Origin of the sequence: Stappia sediminis (assembly GCF_009826895.1) — a bacterium.
GTDB lineage: Bacteria > Pseudomonadota > Alphaproteobacteria > Rhizobiales > Stappiaceae > Hongsoonwoonella > Hongsoonwoonella sediminis.
The window spans coordinates 54751-70174 of the sequence record NZ_WUMV01000003.1; the positions used below are offsets into that span (position 1 = coordinate 54751).

15 protein-coding genes are annotated in these 15424 nt (G+C 63.5%); 6 read left to right on the top strand and 9 right to left on the bottom strand.

Going from position 1 to position 15424, the window contains the following annotated elements; translation table 11 throughout:
• Window positions 1-35 precede the first annotated feature (35 nt).
• Window positions 36-1208 carry an acetylornithine deacetylase gene (gene argE, locus GR183_RS07155; protein ID WP_160774939.1) on the top strand — a complete coding sequence of 391 codons (1173 nt, stop codon included), beginning with the start codon at window positions 36-38 and terminating at the stop codon, window positions 1206-1208.
• Between the two features lie 85 nt (window positions 1209-1293).
• Here the strand turns inward: argE and GR183_RS07160 are convergent, their stop codons facing one another.
• The 3 genes from GR183_RS07160 to GR183_RS07170 form a co-directional block, all read right to left on the bottom strand.
• Complete coding sequence (locus GR183_RS07160) at window positions 1294-1884, bottom strand: ferric reductase-like transmembrane domain-containing protein (protein WP_160774940.1); 591 nt, start codon at window positions 1882-1884, stop codon at window positions 1294-1296.
• A gap of 41 nt (window positions 1885-1925) precedes the next feature.
• Complete coding sequence (locus GR183_RS07165) at window positions 1926-2414, bottom strand: peptidase associated/transthyretin-like domain-containing protein (RefSeq protein ID WP_160774941.1); 489 nt, start codon at window positions 2412-2414, stop codon at window positions 1926-1928.
• Between the two features lie 312 nt (window positions 2415-2726).
• On the bottom strand, window positions 2727-3935 hold the full coding sequence (locus GR183_RS07170) for an acyl-CoA dehydrogenase (RefSeq protein WP_160774942.1): 1209 nt from the start codon (window positions 3933-3935) through the stop codon (window positions 2727-2729).
• A gap of 220 nt (window positions 3936-4155) precedes the next feature.
• On the opposite strand from GR183_RS07170, the gene gcvA reads away from it, so the two are divergent.
• Both gcvA and GR183_RS07180 read left to right on the top strand, forming a co-directional pair.
• Complete coding sequence (gene gcvA / locus GR183_RS07175; protein WP_160774943.1) at window positions 4156-5073, top strand: transcriptional regulator GcvA; 918 nt, start codon at window positions 4156-4158, stop codon at window positions 5071-5073.
• Window positions 5070-5492, top strand: coding sequence for a hypothetical protein (locus GR183_RS07180; RefSeq protein WP_160774944.1), 423 nt, complete (start codon window positions 5070-5072; stop codon window positions 5490-5492). The genes gcvA and GR183_RS07180 overlap by 4 nt, the downstream gene beginning before the upstream one ends.
• A 219-nt stretch (window positions 5493-5711) precedes the next feature.
• Here GR183_RS07180 and GR183_RS07185 read toward each other — a convergent pair whose 3' ends face one another.
• Entirely contained in the window at window positions 5712-6083 is a 372-nt protein-coding gene (locus GR183_RS07185) for a septal ring lytic transglycosylase RlpA family protein (RefSeq protein WP_160774945.1), read from the bottom strand.
• Between the two features lie 325 nt (window positions 6084-6408).
• Between GR183_RS07185 and GR183_RS07190 the strand changes: the two genes are divergently transcribed.
• Window positions 6409-7014 carry a 2OG-Fe(II) oxygenase gene (locus tag GR183_RS07190; protein ID WP_160774946.1) on the top strand — a complete coding sequence of 202 codons (606 nt, stop codon included), beginning with the start codon at window positions 6409-6411 and terminating at the stop codon, window positions 7012-7014.
• Window positions 7015-7022: 8 nt separating this feature from the next.
• Here the strand turns inward: GR183_RS07190 and GR183_RS07195 are convergent, their stop codons facing one another.
• Complete coding sequence (locus GR183_RS07195; protein WP_160774947.1) at window positions 7023-7934, bottom strand: methylated-DNA--[protein]-cysteine S-methyltransferase; 912 nt, start codon at window positions 7932-7934, stop codon at window positions 7023-7025.
• 210 nt (window positions 7935-8144) lie between these two features.
• Between GR183_RS07195 and GR183_RS07200 the strand changes: the two genes are divergently transcribed.
• Together GR183_RS07200 and GR183_RS07205 are read left to right on the top strand one after the other, a co-directional pair.
• Window positions 8145-10064, top strand: a complete 1920-nt coding sequence (locus tag GR183_RS07200; RefSeq protein ID WP_160774948.1) for an MliC family protein — start codon at window positions 8145-8147, stop codon at window positions 10062-10064.
• 415 nt (window positions 10065-10479) lie between these two features.
• Window positions 10480-12174 carry a methyl-accepting chemotaxis protein gene (locus tag GR183_RS07205; protein ID WP_160774949.1) on the top strand — a complete coding sequence of 565 codons (1695 nt, stop codon included), beginning with the start codon at window positions 10480-10482 and terminating at the stop codon, window positions 12172-12174.
• Window positions 12175-12252: 78 nt separating this feature from the next.
• Here GR183_RS07205 and GR183_RS07210 read toward each other — a convergent pair whose 3' ends face one another.
• The 4 genes from GR183_RS07210 to GR183_RS07225 all read right to left on the bottom strand — a co-directional run bounded on the left by GR183_RS07210 (window position 12253) and on the right by GR183_RS07225 (window position 15385).
• Window positions 12253-13626: a DEAD/DEAH box helicase gene (locus GR183_RS07210; RefSeq protein ID WP_202395901.1), complete on the bottom strand. Its 1374-nt coding sequence runs from the start codon at window positions 13624-13626 to the stop codon at window positions 12253-12255.
• Window positions 13627-13951: 325 nt separating this feature from the next.
• Window positions 13952-14380 (bottom strand): protein tyrosine phosphatase family protein, encoded by a 429-nt coding sequence (locus GR183_RS07215; protein WP_160774951.1) that lies wholly within the window; start codon window positions 14378-14380, stop codon window positions 13952-13954.
• Window positions 14381-14503: 123 nt separating this feature from the next.
• Window positions 14504-14938, bottom strand: coding sequence for a DUF6691 family protein (locus GR183_RS07220; RefSeq protein WP_160774952.1), 435 nt, complete (start codon window positions 14936-14938; stop codon window positions 14504-14506).
• Window positions 14939-14956: 18 nt separating this feature from the next.
• Entirely contained in the window at window positions 14957-15385 is a 429-nt protein-coding gene (locus GR183_RS07225; RefSeq protein WP_160774953.1) for a YeeE/YedE family protein, read from the bottom strand.
• Window positions 15386-15424: the final 39 nt, after the last annotated feature.

The following is a 15424-nucleotide window of genomic DNA, read 5'->3' on the forward strand; positions in this document are numbered from 1 at the left end:
TTCACGCCGCCCCCGCCCAAACAGCGAGTTCCGATTTGACCGCCACCGAAAGAGCTTCCCTTTCCGCCAAGGAAATCCTGAAATCGCTCGTCTCCTTCGACACGACGAGCCGGAACTCTAACCTTGAGCTGATCGGCTGGGTGGAGAATTTTCTCGAAGAACGCGGCATCGCCTCTACCCGCATCTACGACGAGACGGGAAAGAAGGCGAACCTCATCGCGACCATCGGCCCGGCGGAGGTGCCCGGCTACGTGCTTTCGGGCCATACGGACGTCGTGCCGGTGGACGGGCAGGACTGGTCCCACGACCCGTTCGACCTGATCGAGCGCGACGGCAAGCTTTACGGGCGCGGCTCTTGCGACATGAAGGGATTTCTCGCCTGCTGTCTTGCCCGTGTCGACGCGATGCGCGCGGGCGATCTGAAAAAGCCGTTTCACCTCGCCTTTTCCTATGACGAGGAAGTGGGCTGCAAGGGTGTGCCGTCTCTCATCGAAAAGATGATGGAAACGCTGCCGAAACCCGAAGCCTGTTTCGTCGGCGAGCCGACGGAAATGCAGGTGGTGCTGGGCCACAAGTCGAAACGTTCCCTGAAGGCAATCGTCAAGGGCAGGCCGTGCCATTCCTCGCTTGCGCCGGAAGGGGTGAACGCAATCGACTATGCGGCAAGGCTGATCCTCAAGATCCGCGAGATTTCGGAACGACTGGAAAACGGCGCGACCGACGACCTCTACGACGTGCCGTTTTCGACCGGCCACACGGGCACGATCTCGGGCGGGACGGCGCTCAACATCGTGCCGGAAACCTGCGAGTTCCAGTTCGAGTTCCGCGTTCTGCCAAGCGAGGATGCCGATGCGCTGGTGGACGAAGTAAAGCGCTATGCGGCAGACGTGCTGGAGCCGGAAATGAAGGCGAAAGCGCCGGAAACGGGTATCAAGTTCGAGTGGATCTCATCCTTCCCCGGCCTAGACACCAGCCCCGAAGCGCCGGTGACGGCACTGACCAAGCGCCTTGCCGGCAAGAACGACCATTCCAAGGTCGCCTATGGCACGGAAGGCGGGCGCTTTCAGGAAATGGCGGCGATCCCCACCGTCGTCATCGGCCCCGGCTCCATCGCCCAGGCACACCGGGCCGACGAATTCGTGGCCGCCACCGAACTCGACAAATGCGAGGCGTTTATCGACCGGTTGATTGGAGAGGCGGGGAGGTAAAAAGCGGCAGTGATTGCGGGTTAGAACGGTATCGAATGCCGAATAGACGCACCTTTTACCTTTCAAGCGCTGCTCTTTTGCCGGATTAGCGATATCGGCGGAGCGGTTTCAACTTCGCACCCAGTTCAACAATCGCTTTCATGAATGCCGCAATCACAAGCGCGCAAAGGACTGTCTTCGACACGAACTCCATCGTTCCTTCGATAAGCATCGCATGGACCACGCTACCCACCACGATTGCCAATGCGAGCGACAAATGGCCGATGCGCCAGGTACGCGGACGCAGGCGCAAACGCCGGCGGAATGCGGCTAACAAAGCAACGGCAAGGACAGCCCACATGGCGGTCACGCCCCATGCGGAGAAGGGCGTGGGCGATACGAAAAGAAGGGCGTCAACCACGTCCGGCGGGCTGGTTATCCAAAGGCCAGCAACATGGAGAACGACCACCAAGACCAGCGCGCTTCCGACCCAGCGATGAATGCGCCGCCCGCGAAAGGCGGACAATCCGGGCAGGTGTCCGACAATCAACAAAGGCTGAATCAACACGAAAGCCAGCGCGACGATCCCTGCGAACCCCGCCGCTATGTAAACCGGCTCTCGCCATGCCAGCAGCGGGCTCGCCGCAGCCGCGAGGATCGGCACGACTACAGCTAACGCCAGCGTGGCCCATATCATGACGGCGCGCGCCAGGCGCAACTGTTCTGTACTCAAATCCGTCAGACCGGCTGAAGGACGAAGTGCGCTTCGAGGCTGGTATCTTTCGAACTCCGCATCACCGGGCGCAAAAAGACGGTTTCATATTCACCGCTATCATAGGCGAGATGACCGTGCGGTTGACCGAACGCCGGTACGATCTGCGGCATTTCCAGCCGGAAGACGCCGTTCGCGTCAGTGAGTGTCGCTCCATGGCTGTGCGGGTCTCGCTCGTGCCCCTCAGTGGTGTGGGCCCAGATCTGGATGCGTTGACCGGCAAGCGGCGCCCCGTCGCCGGCCCGGCGTACGGTGCCCGTCATCCAGAAACCTCCGCCACCGATCCGGTCCACGATCGGCGCGCCGGGGAGGTAATTGTTGGCTCCGCCCCGCATGGTGCGGGTCGGTTCGACACCCCTTGCGTACGCAGGAGACAGCAGGCTGGACACGCCGGAAACCAGCACAGCACCGCCGGCGCAAAGCAGAACGCGGCGATCAAGCAATACGGCTGTCATTGCGGCAAACCTCCAGATGATCAACGTCAGGCGTGAGATCCGGGCAAACCAGAACACGGGCTTGTTCAAGACACCTAGTGCATGAGTGAAAGATTACCAGACGACAAAGGCGAACAAGTGACCAAAACTGCCATTGACGGACAGCACATCCCCTGCCGCGATTTGAACGCCTTTCGTGGCGGCCTGTTTGTCAATCTCGTGCCGCGCGCAGCCAGTGGTTTGAGCGAGAAGCACCACGACCTGCAGGACGCAAAGCAGAAGGCGGCGGTGTCGCCACCGCCGCCTTGCTTGAACAAGCCACTAAACTCGCAATCAGAAAAACGCCTGAAGGCCCGTCTGGGCGCGGCCGAGGATCAGCGCATGGATGTCGTGCGTGCCCTCGTAGGTGTTGACGGTTTCCAGGTTCTGCGCGTGACGCATGACGTGATATTCCTCCTGGATGCCGTTGCCGCCGTGCATGTCCCGCGCCATCCGCGCGATATCCAGCGCCTTGCCGCAGTTGTTGCGCTTGACGATGGAGATCATCTCCGGTGCGGCGCGGTTTTCGTCCAGCAGGCGGCCGACGCGAAGGGAACCCTGCAGGCCGAGGGTGATTTCCGTCTGCATGTCGGCAAGCTTCTTCTGGAAAAGCTGCGTCTGGGCGAGCGGCTTGTTGAACTGCTTGCGCTCCAGCCCGTAGTTGCGCGCGCGGTGCCAGCAGTCTTCCGCAGCGCCCAGCGCCCCCCAGGAAATGCCGTAGCGCGCGCGGTTGAGGCAGCCGAAGGGGCCTTTCAGCCCGGAGACGTTGGGCAGAAGCGCATCCTCGCCCACCTCGACGCCATCCATGACGATTTCGCCCGTGATGGAGGCGCGAAGCGAAAGCTTGCCGCCGATCTTGGGCGCCGAAAGCCCGCGCATGTCCTTCTCCAGCACAAACCCGCGGATCGCGCCGTCATGGGCATCCGACTTCGCCCAGACGACGAAGACATCGGCGATCGGCGAATTGGAGATCCACATCTTGGAGCCCTTGATGCGGTATCCGCCGTCGATCTTTTCCGCACGCGTGCGCATTCCGGCGGGATCCGACCCGGCATCGGGCTCCGTCAGGCCGAAGCAGCCGACGAATTCGCCGCTTGCCAGCTTCGGCAGGTATTTCTTGCGCTGCTCTTCCGACCCGTAGGCGAAGATCGGGTACATGACGAGCGAGGACTGCACGGAATTCATCGACCGGTAACCGGAATCCACACGCTCGATCTCGCGCGCAACCAGACCGTAAGACACGTAGGACGCGCCGGCGCAGCCGTATTCCTCCGGCAAGGTGATGCCGAGAAGGCCAAGCTCACCCATCTCGTAAAAGATGTCGCGGTCCGTCTTTTCGTGTGAATAAGCCTCCAGCACGCGGGGCTGAAGCTTGTCCTGCGCATAGGCGCGCGCGGTCTCCATGATGAGTACTTCGTCCTCGTTCAGCTGATCGCGCAGCAGGAACGCATCGTCCCAGGCGAAGCTGCCGCCGCCCGTCGGATCGGAATGATGTTTGCTCATGGTGGTTTCCTCGTCGCCTTTTCGCATGGCTCCGCCTGCCGAGCGGCGGCTTTTCTAAGACAAATATGGCAGATCGCCACGCCACGCCAAGCCGCAACCGCATCCAGGCGGATTTCGGCGGCTGAACGCGCGGCGGATATCGGGTGCCGGACTCTTCCCTCTCGCGCGCGTTCGGAAAAGTGATATGTTCTCCCGACTTCATGAAAAGATGGAATGAACATTGCGACGCGGTTTCCTGCCACACGCCGACAGCCTGATCGCCTTCGAATGCGCCGCACGCCACGGCAGCTTCACGAGGGCGGCGGAAGAACTGCACCTGACGCAAGGCGCAGTTTCCAAGCAGGTGCGCCAGCTTGAGGACCGGCTGGGGGTGGAGCTTTTCAAACGCGTGCGACAGCGCATCCTGCTGACCGACGCCGGCAGGCTCTACCTGCACGACGTGCGCGAGGCGCTGGACCACCTGACCGGCGCGACGCGTCAGGTGATGTCGTTCGCGGGAAGTGCGGACGTTCTGAACCTCGCGACGCTGCCGACCTTCGGTACGCGCTGGCTTGCGCCGCGCCTTGCGAAGTTTCACGAGATCTACCCGGAAGCGAGCTTCAACCTTGCGGTTCGCCTGCGCCCCTTCGACTTCGACAAGGAGCCGTTCGATGCCGCGATCCACCACGGAGAGGCGGTGTGGGCGGGCGGTGTCGTCGAACCGCTTTTCGCCGAGGAAGTGGTGGCCGTCGCCTCGCCCGCCTTCAGGGAGCGGCATGCGATCGTTGAACCGGCGGACCTGACGCGCGTCACGCGGCTTCACCAGTCGACCCGCCCGCTTGCCTGGCGGCAATGGTTCGAGGCAGCGGGGATCGAAACCGACGTCGCCTTCCAAGGGCCGCGTTTCGAACAATTCGCGATGATCACGCAAGCCGCGGCCCATGATCTGGGCGCCGCACTGCTGCCACGCTTCTTCATCGGCGAAGAACTGGAATCCGGACGTCTGGTGCGACTATTCGGCTCTTCCCTCAAGCTCGATACGGCCTATCATTTCGTCTATCCGGAAAACCGGACGCTGCGCCCCGTCGTATCGGCATTCAGGGACTGGCTTTTGAGGGAGGCGCGGGAACCGGCACCGGAAAGGACAGGCATGCCATGAAACGTGTTGGGACCGCCGGGCTGTGCGCCATCTTCCTGCTGACGGGATATTCCACGGAGGCGGGCGCGCAACTTTCGACGCCGCCGCTCCTGCACAGCACCCCTTCGACGCCGCCGCTTCGAAACATCACCCCGCCGACACCGCCGAAAAGCATTATAACGCCGGCCCCTCCGCCGCGCAGGCCGGACCCGCTTTCACGCCCGCTGCCGCCTACGCGCTACGGCCCGAACGCCGGCCAGAGGCGAAGCTTTCCCGATCCGCAACTGCCGGATACGACCTTCAGCCCGCGCAGGCCGGAGCGGAACCCCGTGAAGGAACGGCTCAACGAGGCGAACAGGAAACAAAAATCCGACTGCCCGGTCTCGCCCGTGCGCAACCCCAAGACCGGCGAATACGAATACCGCCGCAAGTGCGACTGACGCGAAAAGCGCGGACAAAGGCCAGGTGGCCGATGTCCCCATCGCAAGCTTTTGATGCCGCTGCGACTTTTCAAAATGAAAACAGTTTACACTTTGCTAAGGACGCGAATCCTGCTGTCTTGAGGCCGTCTCTTGTTCAGGAGATGCGGCGGTCCTGACCGGGTGGAATCCCCCTCCCTCCCCCTGGTCAGGACCGATTTTCCTTCAAGGCCAATACGGTCAGCAGGCGTTGATGTTCTTGCCGCTTTCGGCGTCCATCACCTTCACGCGCGTAACGCCCTTGCGCAGGAAACCGAGTTCGCGCGCCGCGCGGCGCGACACATCGATGACCCGGCCGCGCACGAAGGGGCCGCGATCGACGATCTTCAGGACAACAGATTTGCCGTTGGAGAGGTTTTCGACCTTCACCTGCGTGCCGAAGGGAAGGCTGCGGTGGGCCGCCGTCATCGCCTCCGGATTCGCCATCACGCCACTCGCGGTGCGGCTGGTGAGCTGATACCAGGAAGCCTTGCCGCACTGGGCCTGAACTTCCGCCGGGAAGGATAAAGCGACGAGCGCGGTGATGCCGGCGACGGCTGAACGGTTCAACATGGAGCGTACCCTGCACAGTTCTTGATCTGATTAACGGCGGCACAGCTTCATGATCCGAGCCGTTTTTCCACCGGTATCAGGGCCAATTGGCCGCCAACTTCGGCCAAAATGTGAACGCTACGTAATCCATCGTGCACCTTTTCCGTTGGTGATGCGGATCGGCCACATGCCGTTTTGCCGCAGCCGCAAGGCAACGCGCGCACGAAAGGCGAATTCGCTTGCAAAAGCCGGGGACCGGCGGCATATCGCTCTGCCGGTTGGAAATACCCATTCCGAACGGCTTCGATAGCGCAGGATTCCGCGCTTTTCCGGAGGGATGACGACAATGATCCCCGTCTATGGCGCACCGCTGGGCGAACTTGGCTACGGCAACCGTTTCGCACCGAACTTCGCGGTGAAACCCGCACTTTTTTCAGCAGAGGAATGCGAAAGGCTGATCGAGCGCTTCACGATGCGGCAAGCCGAGGATGCCGGCCTCGTCGGCGAGGTGAGCATGCCGGACATCCGCCGCACCGACGTCATCTGGCTGAAGGGCGAGGGTGCGGACGAATGGGTGATGCGGCGGATGATGGGCTTCGTCGCCGACATCAACCGGGAGGCATTCGACTATGTGCTCGGCGGCTTCGACGAGGCGCTGCAACTAACCCGCTACAGGGCGGAGGAACGCGGCCATTACGACTGGCACTCCGACCGGGGCGGGCAGGGCTTCGGCAGGTTCCGCAAGCTGACCGTCGTCGTGCAGCTATCGATCCCCGAAAGCTATGAGGGCGGCATGCTGGAGGTAAACGCCACCGGGCGCGAGGAAGCGATGCCGCGCGAACGGGGCGCGGCAATCGTCTTTCCAAGCTATGTGCTGCACCGGGTGACGCCGGTGACGAAGGGCGTGCGCCACTCCCTCGTTACCTGGGTGCACGGGCCGAGCTTCCGCTGAAACAATTCTCAGGGCGTGATCGCGCCGGAAACGCCCGCCTCCCAGCCGAGGATCGCGCGCTTGCGCGTCAGGCCCCAGTGATAGCCGCAGAGCGAGCCGCCGCGCCCGATCACGCGGTGGCACGGCACCACGAAGGAGATCGGGTTCTTGCCGACCGCCGTTCCGACGGCGCGCGCCGCAGTGGGCTTGCCAATGCGCTCGGCGATGTCGGAATAGGTCGTCGCCTTGCCGAGCGGGATGCGCAACAGCGTCTCCCAGACCCGGATTTCGAAGTCCGTGCCGATGAGCACCACCTTGAGAGGCTGGTCCGGCGACCATTCCTCCCGGTTGAAGATGCGCGCGACGTAAGGCGCCGTCATCTCGCGATCTTCCACGTATTCGGCTTTCGGCCAGCGCGAGGTCATGTCCTCAAGCGCGGCCGCCTCCTCGCCGGAATCGGCGAACGCAAGACCCGCAAGCCCCATCTCCGTTGCCATGATGAGCACCTGCCCGAAGCGCGAGGGGTGAAAGCCGTAGGAGATCGTGAGCCCGGCCCCCTTGGCGCGGTAGACGCCTGGCGTCATTGCCTCATGGGTGACGAAAAGATCATGCAGGCGGGCAGGGCCCGAAAGGCCCACTTCGAACGAGGCGTCGAGCACGCTTGCCGAATCCTGCAGGAGGGCACGCGCGTGATCGAGCGTGATCGCCTGCAGGAACTGCTTCGGCGTGATGCCGGCCCAGCGCGAGAAGACCCTTTGCAGCTGGATCGGCTGAAGCCCGAGGTCATGCGCGAGATCTTCCAGGCCCGGCTGCTCGCGCCAGTTCTCGGTGATCGTCTGGAGCGTCCGGCGCACCACCTCGTAGTCGCGCGAAACGTCGTCGGTTCCTGCCGGAAATGCCGTTTCGAGTGCTGGTAAATCGATGGATGCGGCTTGCGTCATGTCCCACCTTCAAATCCGTTCGTGACAGGACAATACTCCGCCAACGCGGTATCTCTCCACCCGATTTGCGAGCATGACGGACGAAGCATGTATCATGTCCATATTGAAGCCGAAATTCGGCCCGAAACGTTCAGGCTGGGTTCATCGGCAGGCGGATAATTCTTCAAGATCGCCATTCTCCGATGGAACGACCTCTTCTCGAGTAGACCGATGCCGACACCGAACTCCGCACTGACAAGACTTTCGCGCCTCGCCGTTCTTGGCGCCTTCCTTGCCGTCCTCTCCACGGGACAGGCATTTGCCGAGACGCGCATTCTTTCCATCGGCACGGATGACGCGGATGTCGAGATCGAGGCGGTCTATTTCGCCGATGAGCGGCTGAAGGAAGTCGGCCGCAGCGGGGAGCGCGTTTTCGTGGAAATCGGCAAGCCGGACGAAAGCTTCGTCTGCCGCAAGTCTCTGCGCTTTCGCCTGTCGAACGGGCGCGAGGCGCGCAAGGCGCTGGACCTTTGCGCGACCAACTACCAGGTGGAAGTCGCGGCGGGAGAGGCGCTCCGGATCGAGCGCGAAGTCGTGATGATCGAAGTGGACGACGGGTCGGAAATCCGCGAGGTCAGGCTCTCCGGCAAGCCGGTGAAGATCACGCGCAGGGCGCCCGGAACGGCTTACGTGGAGGTGGAAGGCGACCCGGCGAACGGCGGGCGCATAACCTGCCGCCAAACCTTGCGCATCGTGCTGAAGGACGGGCGCGTCCTCGACAAGGAGGACGACATTTGCGGCGACAACAAAGTGTTTGTCGCGGCCGATACGGCTGCCGAGCCACAGCAGCGCGAAGGCCCGCAGCGCACCGTGCGCCAGGCCGTTCCCTCGAATTCCGCTCCATCCACACCGCCCTTGAGCGGCGGGCGCAGGCCGCAGCGGCCCGGACAGGAACGCTCCGGCGATACCGGCACCGCAGGAATTTCGCCGCAGGACACGCCCTCGGGCGAAGCCGAAACGGATGGATTGCGCACCGAAACGAGCAACGATGACGCCCTCCTTACCCGCTATGCGGACAAACAATGGATCGTCGAAGACCCTTCCGGCACGGACCGGACGGCAGCACTCATCTACGGCACGCCCGAGACCGACGACACTGCCTTTTACGCGACCTGCACCGCCGAAAGCGGCGAGGCGGAAATCACGCTGGTGGAATCCTCCCGGGGTTTGCGTGAGGGCGCGCCCGTCGACGTCACGCTGCAGGCGCGCGAAGAGGTGCGCCGCTACCGCGCCACGGGCACGCCCGTGAACGGGGAAACCGGCCGCTCCCACCCCGCATTTACCGTGGAAACGGGCGATCCGCTGTGGGAAGACCTCACACGGGGCTACGATCTGAAGGTCGGGATCAACGGCACATGGCGCTATTCCGTTTCGCTCGACGGCAGTGCGGCGAAGGTGCGCCGGTTCCGCGTGCTTTGCTCGCCGCCGCAGCAGATCGTGGAGACGGCGCCCGCCGGGCCCGCGCCCGCCTACCCGCAGGCAGGGGGCACACCCACAGACATCTCCGCGAATGGGCCAACCTGCGCAGACGAAGGCGTGATCCGCGCGGTGGCGAGCGACCGGCCGGCCTCCATCACCTTCCGCAACAACCGCCACCAGCCCGTGATCCTGAACTGGATAGGCTATCGCGGCGAGCGCGTGCTGGAGGCGAATATTCCGCCGGGCGGCGTGCTGCGGCAGCCGACGGTGATGGGCCATCCCTGGCTCGTCTCCACCCCGAGGGGCCAATGCCTCGGCATCTACCTTCCGCGCGAGAGCGCCCGCGTCGTCGACCTTCGTCCCGGCCGCCCGCAAACGCCGCCGCCCCCGCCGGCGGTCGCCGGACCCTACGATCCGCCCTATCCCGCGCGGCCCCGGGTGAGCGATGCGGCCTACGCCTGCGAGTACGGCACGCAACTCAACGTCATTTTCGACGGTAACCGCAACGTCGCCGTGGTGCGCGAGTTCGGACTGTCGCCAGTGACCCTTCGCGAGCGGCGCGCCGGTTCCGGCTTCTTCTACAAGCTCAGGGGCTACGAGCTGCGCGGCAGGGGCAACCGCGCGACCTGGCTGAGGCCCGGCGCGCCGCCGGTTGCCTGCCGGGCGTTCTAGGGTCTGGAGCGAATTCTTGTCACGAAAGCGATTCCGCTTTCGTGGAAAGCGCTCCAGGGTCTGTTGAGAATCGGGATTTGGAGCGCGCGGAGCGGCTGCCTCGCGGTCAATCGCCCGAACCGGCCATGGCCATCTTCGTCAATTGACCGGAATCCGGCGCCGGAAATTTTTGCACGGCCATTCAGAGCCCGCACGCAAGGCAGAGCCTGATAAATCAGGTCCCGCATCGTAAATTTTCACAAGTTACCTAAATCACCCTAGGTCGTTGATATTGTAATATTTTTAACTCCCTCAAACTACCGATAATTGTCGATGAGTGATGTCGCGGGACGTCATGACCGGTTCGAATGCCGACGACAATTGAGGCATGGAACCCAGGCGGCCCGTAGTTGTGTATGTTCATGGAGTCGCCGGAATGTTCCTCGCCCGCCTGTCCATTTCCAAGAAAATTGCAATCCCGACCATCATTGTGGCGCTGCTGGCCGCAACGCTGGCCGTTGTCGGGCTCACGTCGCTGCGTGAGGCAATGCTTGACGAGCGCCTTCGCAGTATCGAGGCGCAGGCCGAAAGCGGCGTCGCCATCGCACGGCACTTCCACGAACTTGAAAAGAGCGGCAAGCTGACGCGGGAGCAGGCCCAGATGGCGGCGGCGGAATCGATCGGCGCCATGCGCTACGGCAACAACGACTATCTCTTCGGATTTACCGAAAACGATGGAACGAACGTCTTTCATGTAAATCCCGCCCTCGTCGGCAAGAAGATGATGGGCGCCGAGGACAAGAACGGCGTGCCCTTCATCCAAAAACTGATCGCACAGGGCAAAAACGGCGGCGGCGAAGTGCTGTTCCATTGGCCGCGCGCCGGCAGCGATGTACCGGCCGCGAAATACGGCTGGGGCGAATCCTTCGCACCCTGGGGCTGGATGATCGGCACCGGCGCCTATGTGGACGACATTGACGCCGCCTTCTGGAGCGAGGCCATGCGGGTTCTTCTCATCGGCCTTGGCGGAGCGGTCGTCGCCGCGCTTATCGCCCTGGCATCGATCCGCAATATCACCCGCCCGCTGCTGAAGCTGACCGAAGCCATGCGCCAGCTCGCCGACGGCAAGGAGGCCGTGACGATCGACTCCCTCGATCGCCATGACGAGATCGGCCGGATGGCCGACGCCATGAAGGTGTTCGTTGCCAATGAAGCCGCCCGCAAGGACTTGATGTCGCGCGATCACGAACGCCAGGAAGTGGCCGCCCGGCGAGCCGACGAAATCCAGGCGCTTTGCGCGAGCTTCGATCAGGAAGTGACCGGCCTTGTCGACACCGTCGGCAAGTCCGTGGCCGACCTGCAGGCCGCTGCCGCCAACCTTACCGCCGGTGCGGAACGGACGACGGAACAAAGCGTCGCGGGTTCGGCGGCCGCGGAGCAGGCCTCGCACAACGTCAAGAGCGTGGCGGCCGCGGCGGAGGAGCTTTCCGCATCCGTCGCCGAAATCAGCCGCCAGGTGCAGTCATCAAGCGAAATCGCAGCCCAGGCCGCATCCGAGGCCGGACGAACGAACGACCGCATGAAGGGCCTTGCCGGCACGGCGGGCAAGATCGGCGAGGTCGTAACGCTGATCCAGGCGATCGCCGAACAGACAAACCTGCTTGCGCTCAACGCCACCATCGAGGCCGCGCGTGCCGGCGAATCCGGCAAGGGCTTCGCGGTCGTCGCCGCGGAGGTCAAGGAACTGGCGAACCAGACATCCAAGGCGACGGAGGAGATCTCCGCGCAGATCTCCGAAATCCAGAACCAGACGACAGACGCGGCCAGCGCGATATCGTCGGTGACCGATACGATCATGAAAATGAACGATATCGCCTCCGCTATCGCCGCAGCCGTCGAAGAGCAGGGTGCCGCGACAGGCGAGATCGCACGAAACGTCAGCGAAGCATCCAAGGGTACGGAAGCGGTGACGGAAAATATCGCCATCGTCTCCACGGCTGCCCAGGACACGCATATGGCTTCCGAGACGGTCGATCTTTCCGCAGGCCAGCTGCAGGAGAATTCCGGCCGGTTGCGCGAGCTGGTGAGCCAGTTCCTCGGTAACGTCCGTACGCGCTCGAACGCGGCCTGACGACACGGCAGGAAACAAAGAAAGCCCGGCGGAAGCGATCTTCCGCCGGGCTTTTGTTTTGATCATCTGAAGCCGGTGTCAGCGACCGGCACGCTCGCCTTCAGCACTGCGCTGACGCCGGTCGGGACGCCCCGACGCCGCCGGCTTGCGGGAGCGGCTGCCGAAGCCGCCTTCCTTGTCGGAAAACCCCTTGCCGCGCGCCTCGCCGTTGCGCGAGCGGTTGCCCTGCGGCTTGCCGTTGCGCGCATTGCCGCCGTTCGGCCGGGATGGACCGCGGCCGCGGCCGGCATTGCGCCCACGAGGCTCGCTTTCTTCGCCCGGCTGCGGTTCGAAGCCGGCCATGACATCGAGCGGCATCTTCGTCAGCCGCTCGATCGCGCGAAGCTGGCCGCGCTCATCGGCACTCACCAGCGAAATCGCCTGGCCCGATGCCCCCGCACGCGCCGTGCGCCCGATACGGTGAACATAGGTTTCCGGCACATCCGGCATTTCATAGTTCACGACGTGGCTAACGCCGCCGATGTCGATGCCGCGCGCGGCAATATCCGTCGCGACCAACACCTTGAGCCGGCCCGAAGAAAAGCCGGCAAGGGCCTTCTGCCGCTGACCCTGGCTCTTGTTGCCGTGGATGGCGACAGCCGGGATGCCCTTTTCCTCCAGCGTGCGCGACACGCGATCCGCCCCGCGCTTGGTGCGGGTGAAGACGATGGCACGCGTGACTTCATCGGCAGCGAGAATGTCGCCCAGGACCCCGGGCTTGCGGCCTGCCGGAACATGCGCGACCGCCTGGGAAACACGCTCCACCGTGGTGGAGGCGGGGGCAACGGCAACCTGTGCCGGATCGGTCAGGAAGGAGGCGGCAAGATCGGCGATTTCCTTGGGCATCGTCGCCGAGAAGAAGAGCGACTGCCGCTCCTTCGGCAAGAGAGCCGCAATGCGCTTCAGCGCATGGATAAAGCCGAGGTCCATCATCTGGTCGGCTTCGTCGAGGACGAAGAATTCAAGATCGTCGAAGTGGAGCGCCTGACGGTCGTAAAGATCGAGCAGCCGTCCGGGAGTGGCCACCAGGATGTCCAGGCCACGGCTCATCATGCGGATCTGGCGGCCGATCGGCACGCCGCCGATGACCACATTCACATGCATGCGGGCCTTGGCGGCGTATTTGCGGATGTTCTTGGCAATCTGGTCCGCCAGTTCGCGCGTGGGCGCAAGCACGAGACCGCGAGTGCCGCGCGGGCTGGGGCGGATATTCGTGGCAAGCAGCCGATCGATCATCGGCAGCGAGAAGGCCGCCGTCTTGCCGGTGCCGGTCTGGGCGATGCCGAGAAGATCGCGCCCCTCGAGTACGAGGGGGATCGACTGGGCCTGGATCGGCGTCGGCGTGGAATAGTCCGCGCCGTCGAGCGCAAGAAGAATCGGGCGGGCAAGCCCGAGGGAATGAAAATCGGTCAAGTGTGTTCTTTCAGGTTTTGCAGGCTGACAGCTTCTTGTCCGCTCCAGCCGCAATGCGAACGATACCCGCGCGCCGGCCCGTTTTCGGGGCGTCGCGGACGGAAACAGGCCTCGCGTGAAGGAAGCCCCGTACGAAATCAGGGGAGGAAGGCGCCCGTAAAGCCCGGCCGGCCGGGACATGCCCGAACATTTGGCCGCTCACGCTGCAATGGATCGAACGCCGCGCAAGCCCTCATGTGGCCTGTTTCGCGCGGCGTGTCAAAGGAATTCTTTTTGCAGCGCAAAAAGATACTGGTTTTCCGGCCGGAATTTCCCGCGCCGGCGGTCAGCCCGCGGAGCGCTTTTCCAGCACCGGGCGCAGACCTTCAAGCTGATAGCCGGCATCCAGCGCGGTGGAGAGAATGTCGTTCGGCGCATCCTTTTGAAGCGATCTGGCGAGCGCCCAGAGCGCGGTGCAGCGCGTGCCCGTGCGGCAATAGGCGAGAACGGGCTTTTCGACCTCATCCAGAAGAGCGGCGAAATCATCGCCATCGCCTTCCGTGACACCGCCCGAGATCACCGGCATGAAGCGAAAGTCGAGGCCAAGCGCACGCGCCGCCTGTTCCACATCCGCCGCCTCGGGCTGGCCCGCCTCTTCGCCATCCGGCCGGTTGTTGATGATCGTGCGGAAGCCCGCTGCCTTGATGGCCTCGAGATCTTCCACGCCGATCTGCGGCGATACGGCAACTTCAGCGGTCAGGCGTCTTATATCCATGGGGCGTCGTCCAGGTGCTTGGCTGCGGCATGGCTTGCCGCAACCGGTCGGGATTTTTTCGCATACTGCCCCGCTTCGTCGCAAATTGCAGCCCCGTAATGCCGGAAATCCCTAACTTCCGCGTCAGGCGGGATGGGCGGAGCGCATGCGCCAGCTTTCCACGAAATTGGCGACGAGCATGCCGGCGACAACTGCGGCGACGAAAGCCCAAGGCTCGGCGCGCCCAAGGCCGAGCGCCGGCACGACGCCGCCCGGACAAAAGCCCGAAAGGCCCCAGCCGATGCCGAAGGTGGCGGCACCGCCAACCAGGCGCAGATCGATATCGCGCCTCGTCGGGATGGAAAAGCTGCTGGCCAAAGCCGGATGCGGCGCCTTGAGCACGAAACGGTAGCCGATGGCGGTAACGACAAGCGCGCCGCCCATGACGAAGGCGAGGCTCGGGTCCCACATACCGGCGAAATCGAAGAAATTCAGCACCTTTGCCGGATCGATCATGCCCGAAACGGCGATGCCGAGGCCGAAGATCAGGCCGAACGCGAAAGCGGAGAGTATCTTCATCTTCTCAGGCTCCCGGAATCAAAGGCCGAAGACGTGGCGCACGAGAAAAACCGTGACCGTCGTCGTCGCCATGAAAGTGAGGGTTGCGACGATGGAACGCGGCGAAACCCGCGCCATGCCGCAAACGCCATGCCCCGACGTGCAGCCCGAACCATAGGAAACACCAATGCCGACGATGAAACCGCCAATCAGAAACATCGGCACGGAGACGGGAACGTCGATCCGCGGCATGCCGCCCGTTATCAACGCATAGCCGAGCGGCCCGCAGATCATGCCTGCCAGGAAAGCCGCCCGCCAGGCCCAGTCCCCGGCGATCTTCGGCGGCAGAAGGCCGCCCAGAATGCCGGTAACGCCCGCGATGCGCCCATGAACCGCCATGAGCAGGACCGCGGAAAGCCCGATCAGGGCCCCGCCCAACGCGGAGAGAAACGGTGTGAATTCGGTCATTGGTCGATCCGATCTGAAAAGCCCGGCCCACTGCCCCGG

Coding starts and splice junctions, on each gene's coding strand:
- GR183_RS07160 (WP_160774940.1), bottom strand. CDS start 1,884: ATGATATGGGCCACGCTGGCGTTAGCTGTAGTCGTGCCGATCCTCGCG.
- GR183_RS07165 (WP_160774941.1), bottom strand. CDS start 2,414: ATGACAGCCGTATTGCTTGATCGCCGCGTTCTGCTTTGCGCCGGCGGT.
- GR183_RS07170 (WP_160774942.1), bottom strand. CDS start 3,935: ATGAGCAAACATCATTCCGATCCGACGGGCGGCGGCAGCTTCGCCTGG.
- GR183_RS07180 (WP_160774944.1), top strand. CDS start 5,070: ATGAAACGTGTTGGGACCGCCGGGCTGTGCGCCATCTTCCTGCTGACG.
- GR183_RS07185 (WP_160774945.1), bottom strand. CDS start 6,083: ATGTTGAACCGTTCAGCCGTCGCCGGCATCACCGCGCTCGTCGCTTTA.
- GR183_RS07190 (WP_160774946.1), top strand. CDS start 6,409: ATGATCCCCGTCTATGGCGCACCGCTGGGCGAACTTGGCTACGGCAAC.
- GR183_RS07195 (WP_160774947.1), bottom strand. CDS start 7,934: ATGACGCAAGCCGCATCCATCGATTTACCAGCACTCGAAACGGCATTT.
- GR183_RS07200 (WP_160774948.1), top strand. CDS start 8,145: ATGCCGACACCGAACTCCGCACTGACAAGACTTTCGCGCCTCGCCGTT.
- GR183_RS07205 (WP_160774949.1), top strand. CDS start 10,480: ATGTTCCTCGCCCGCCTGTCCATTTCCAAGAAAATTGCAATCCCGACC.
- GR183_RS07215 (WP_160774951.1), bottom strand. CDS start 14,380: ATGGATATAAGACGCCTGACCGCTGAAGTTGCCGTATCGCCGCAGATC.
- GR183_RS07220 (WP_160774952.1), bottom strand. CDS start 14,938: ATGAAGATACTCTCCGCTTTCGCGTTCGGCCTGATCTTCGGCCTCGGC.
- GR183_RS07225 (WP_160774953.1), bottom strand. CDS start 15,385: ATGACCGAATTCACACCGTTTCTCTCCGCGTTGGGCGGGGCCCTGATC.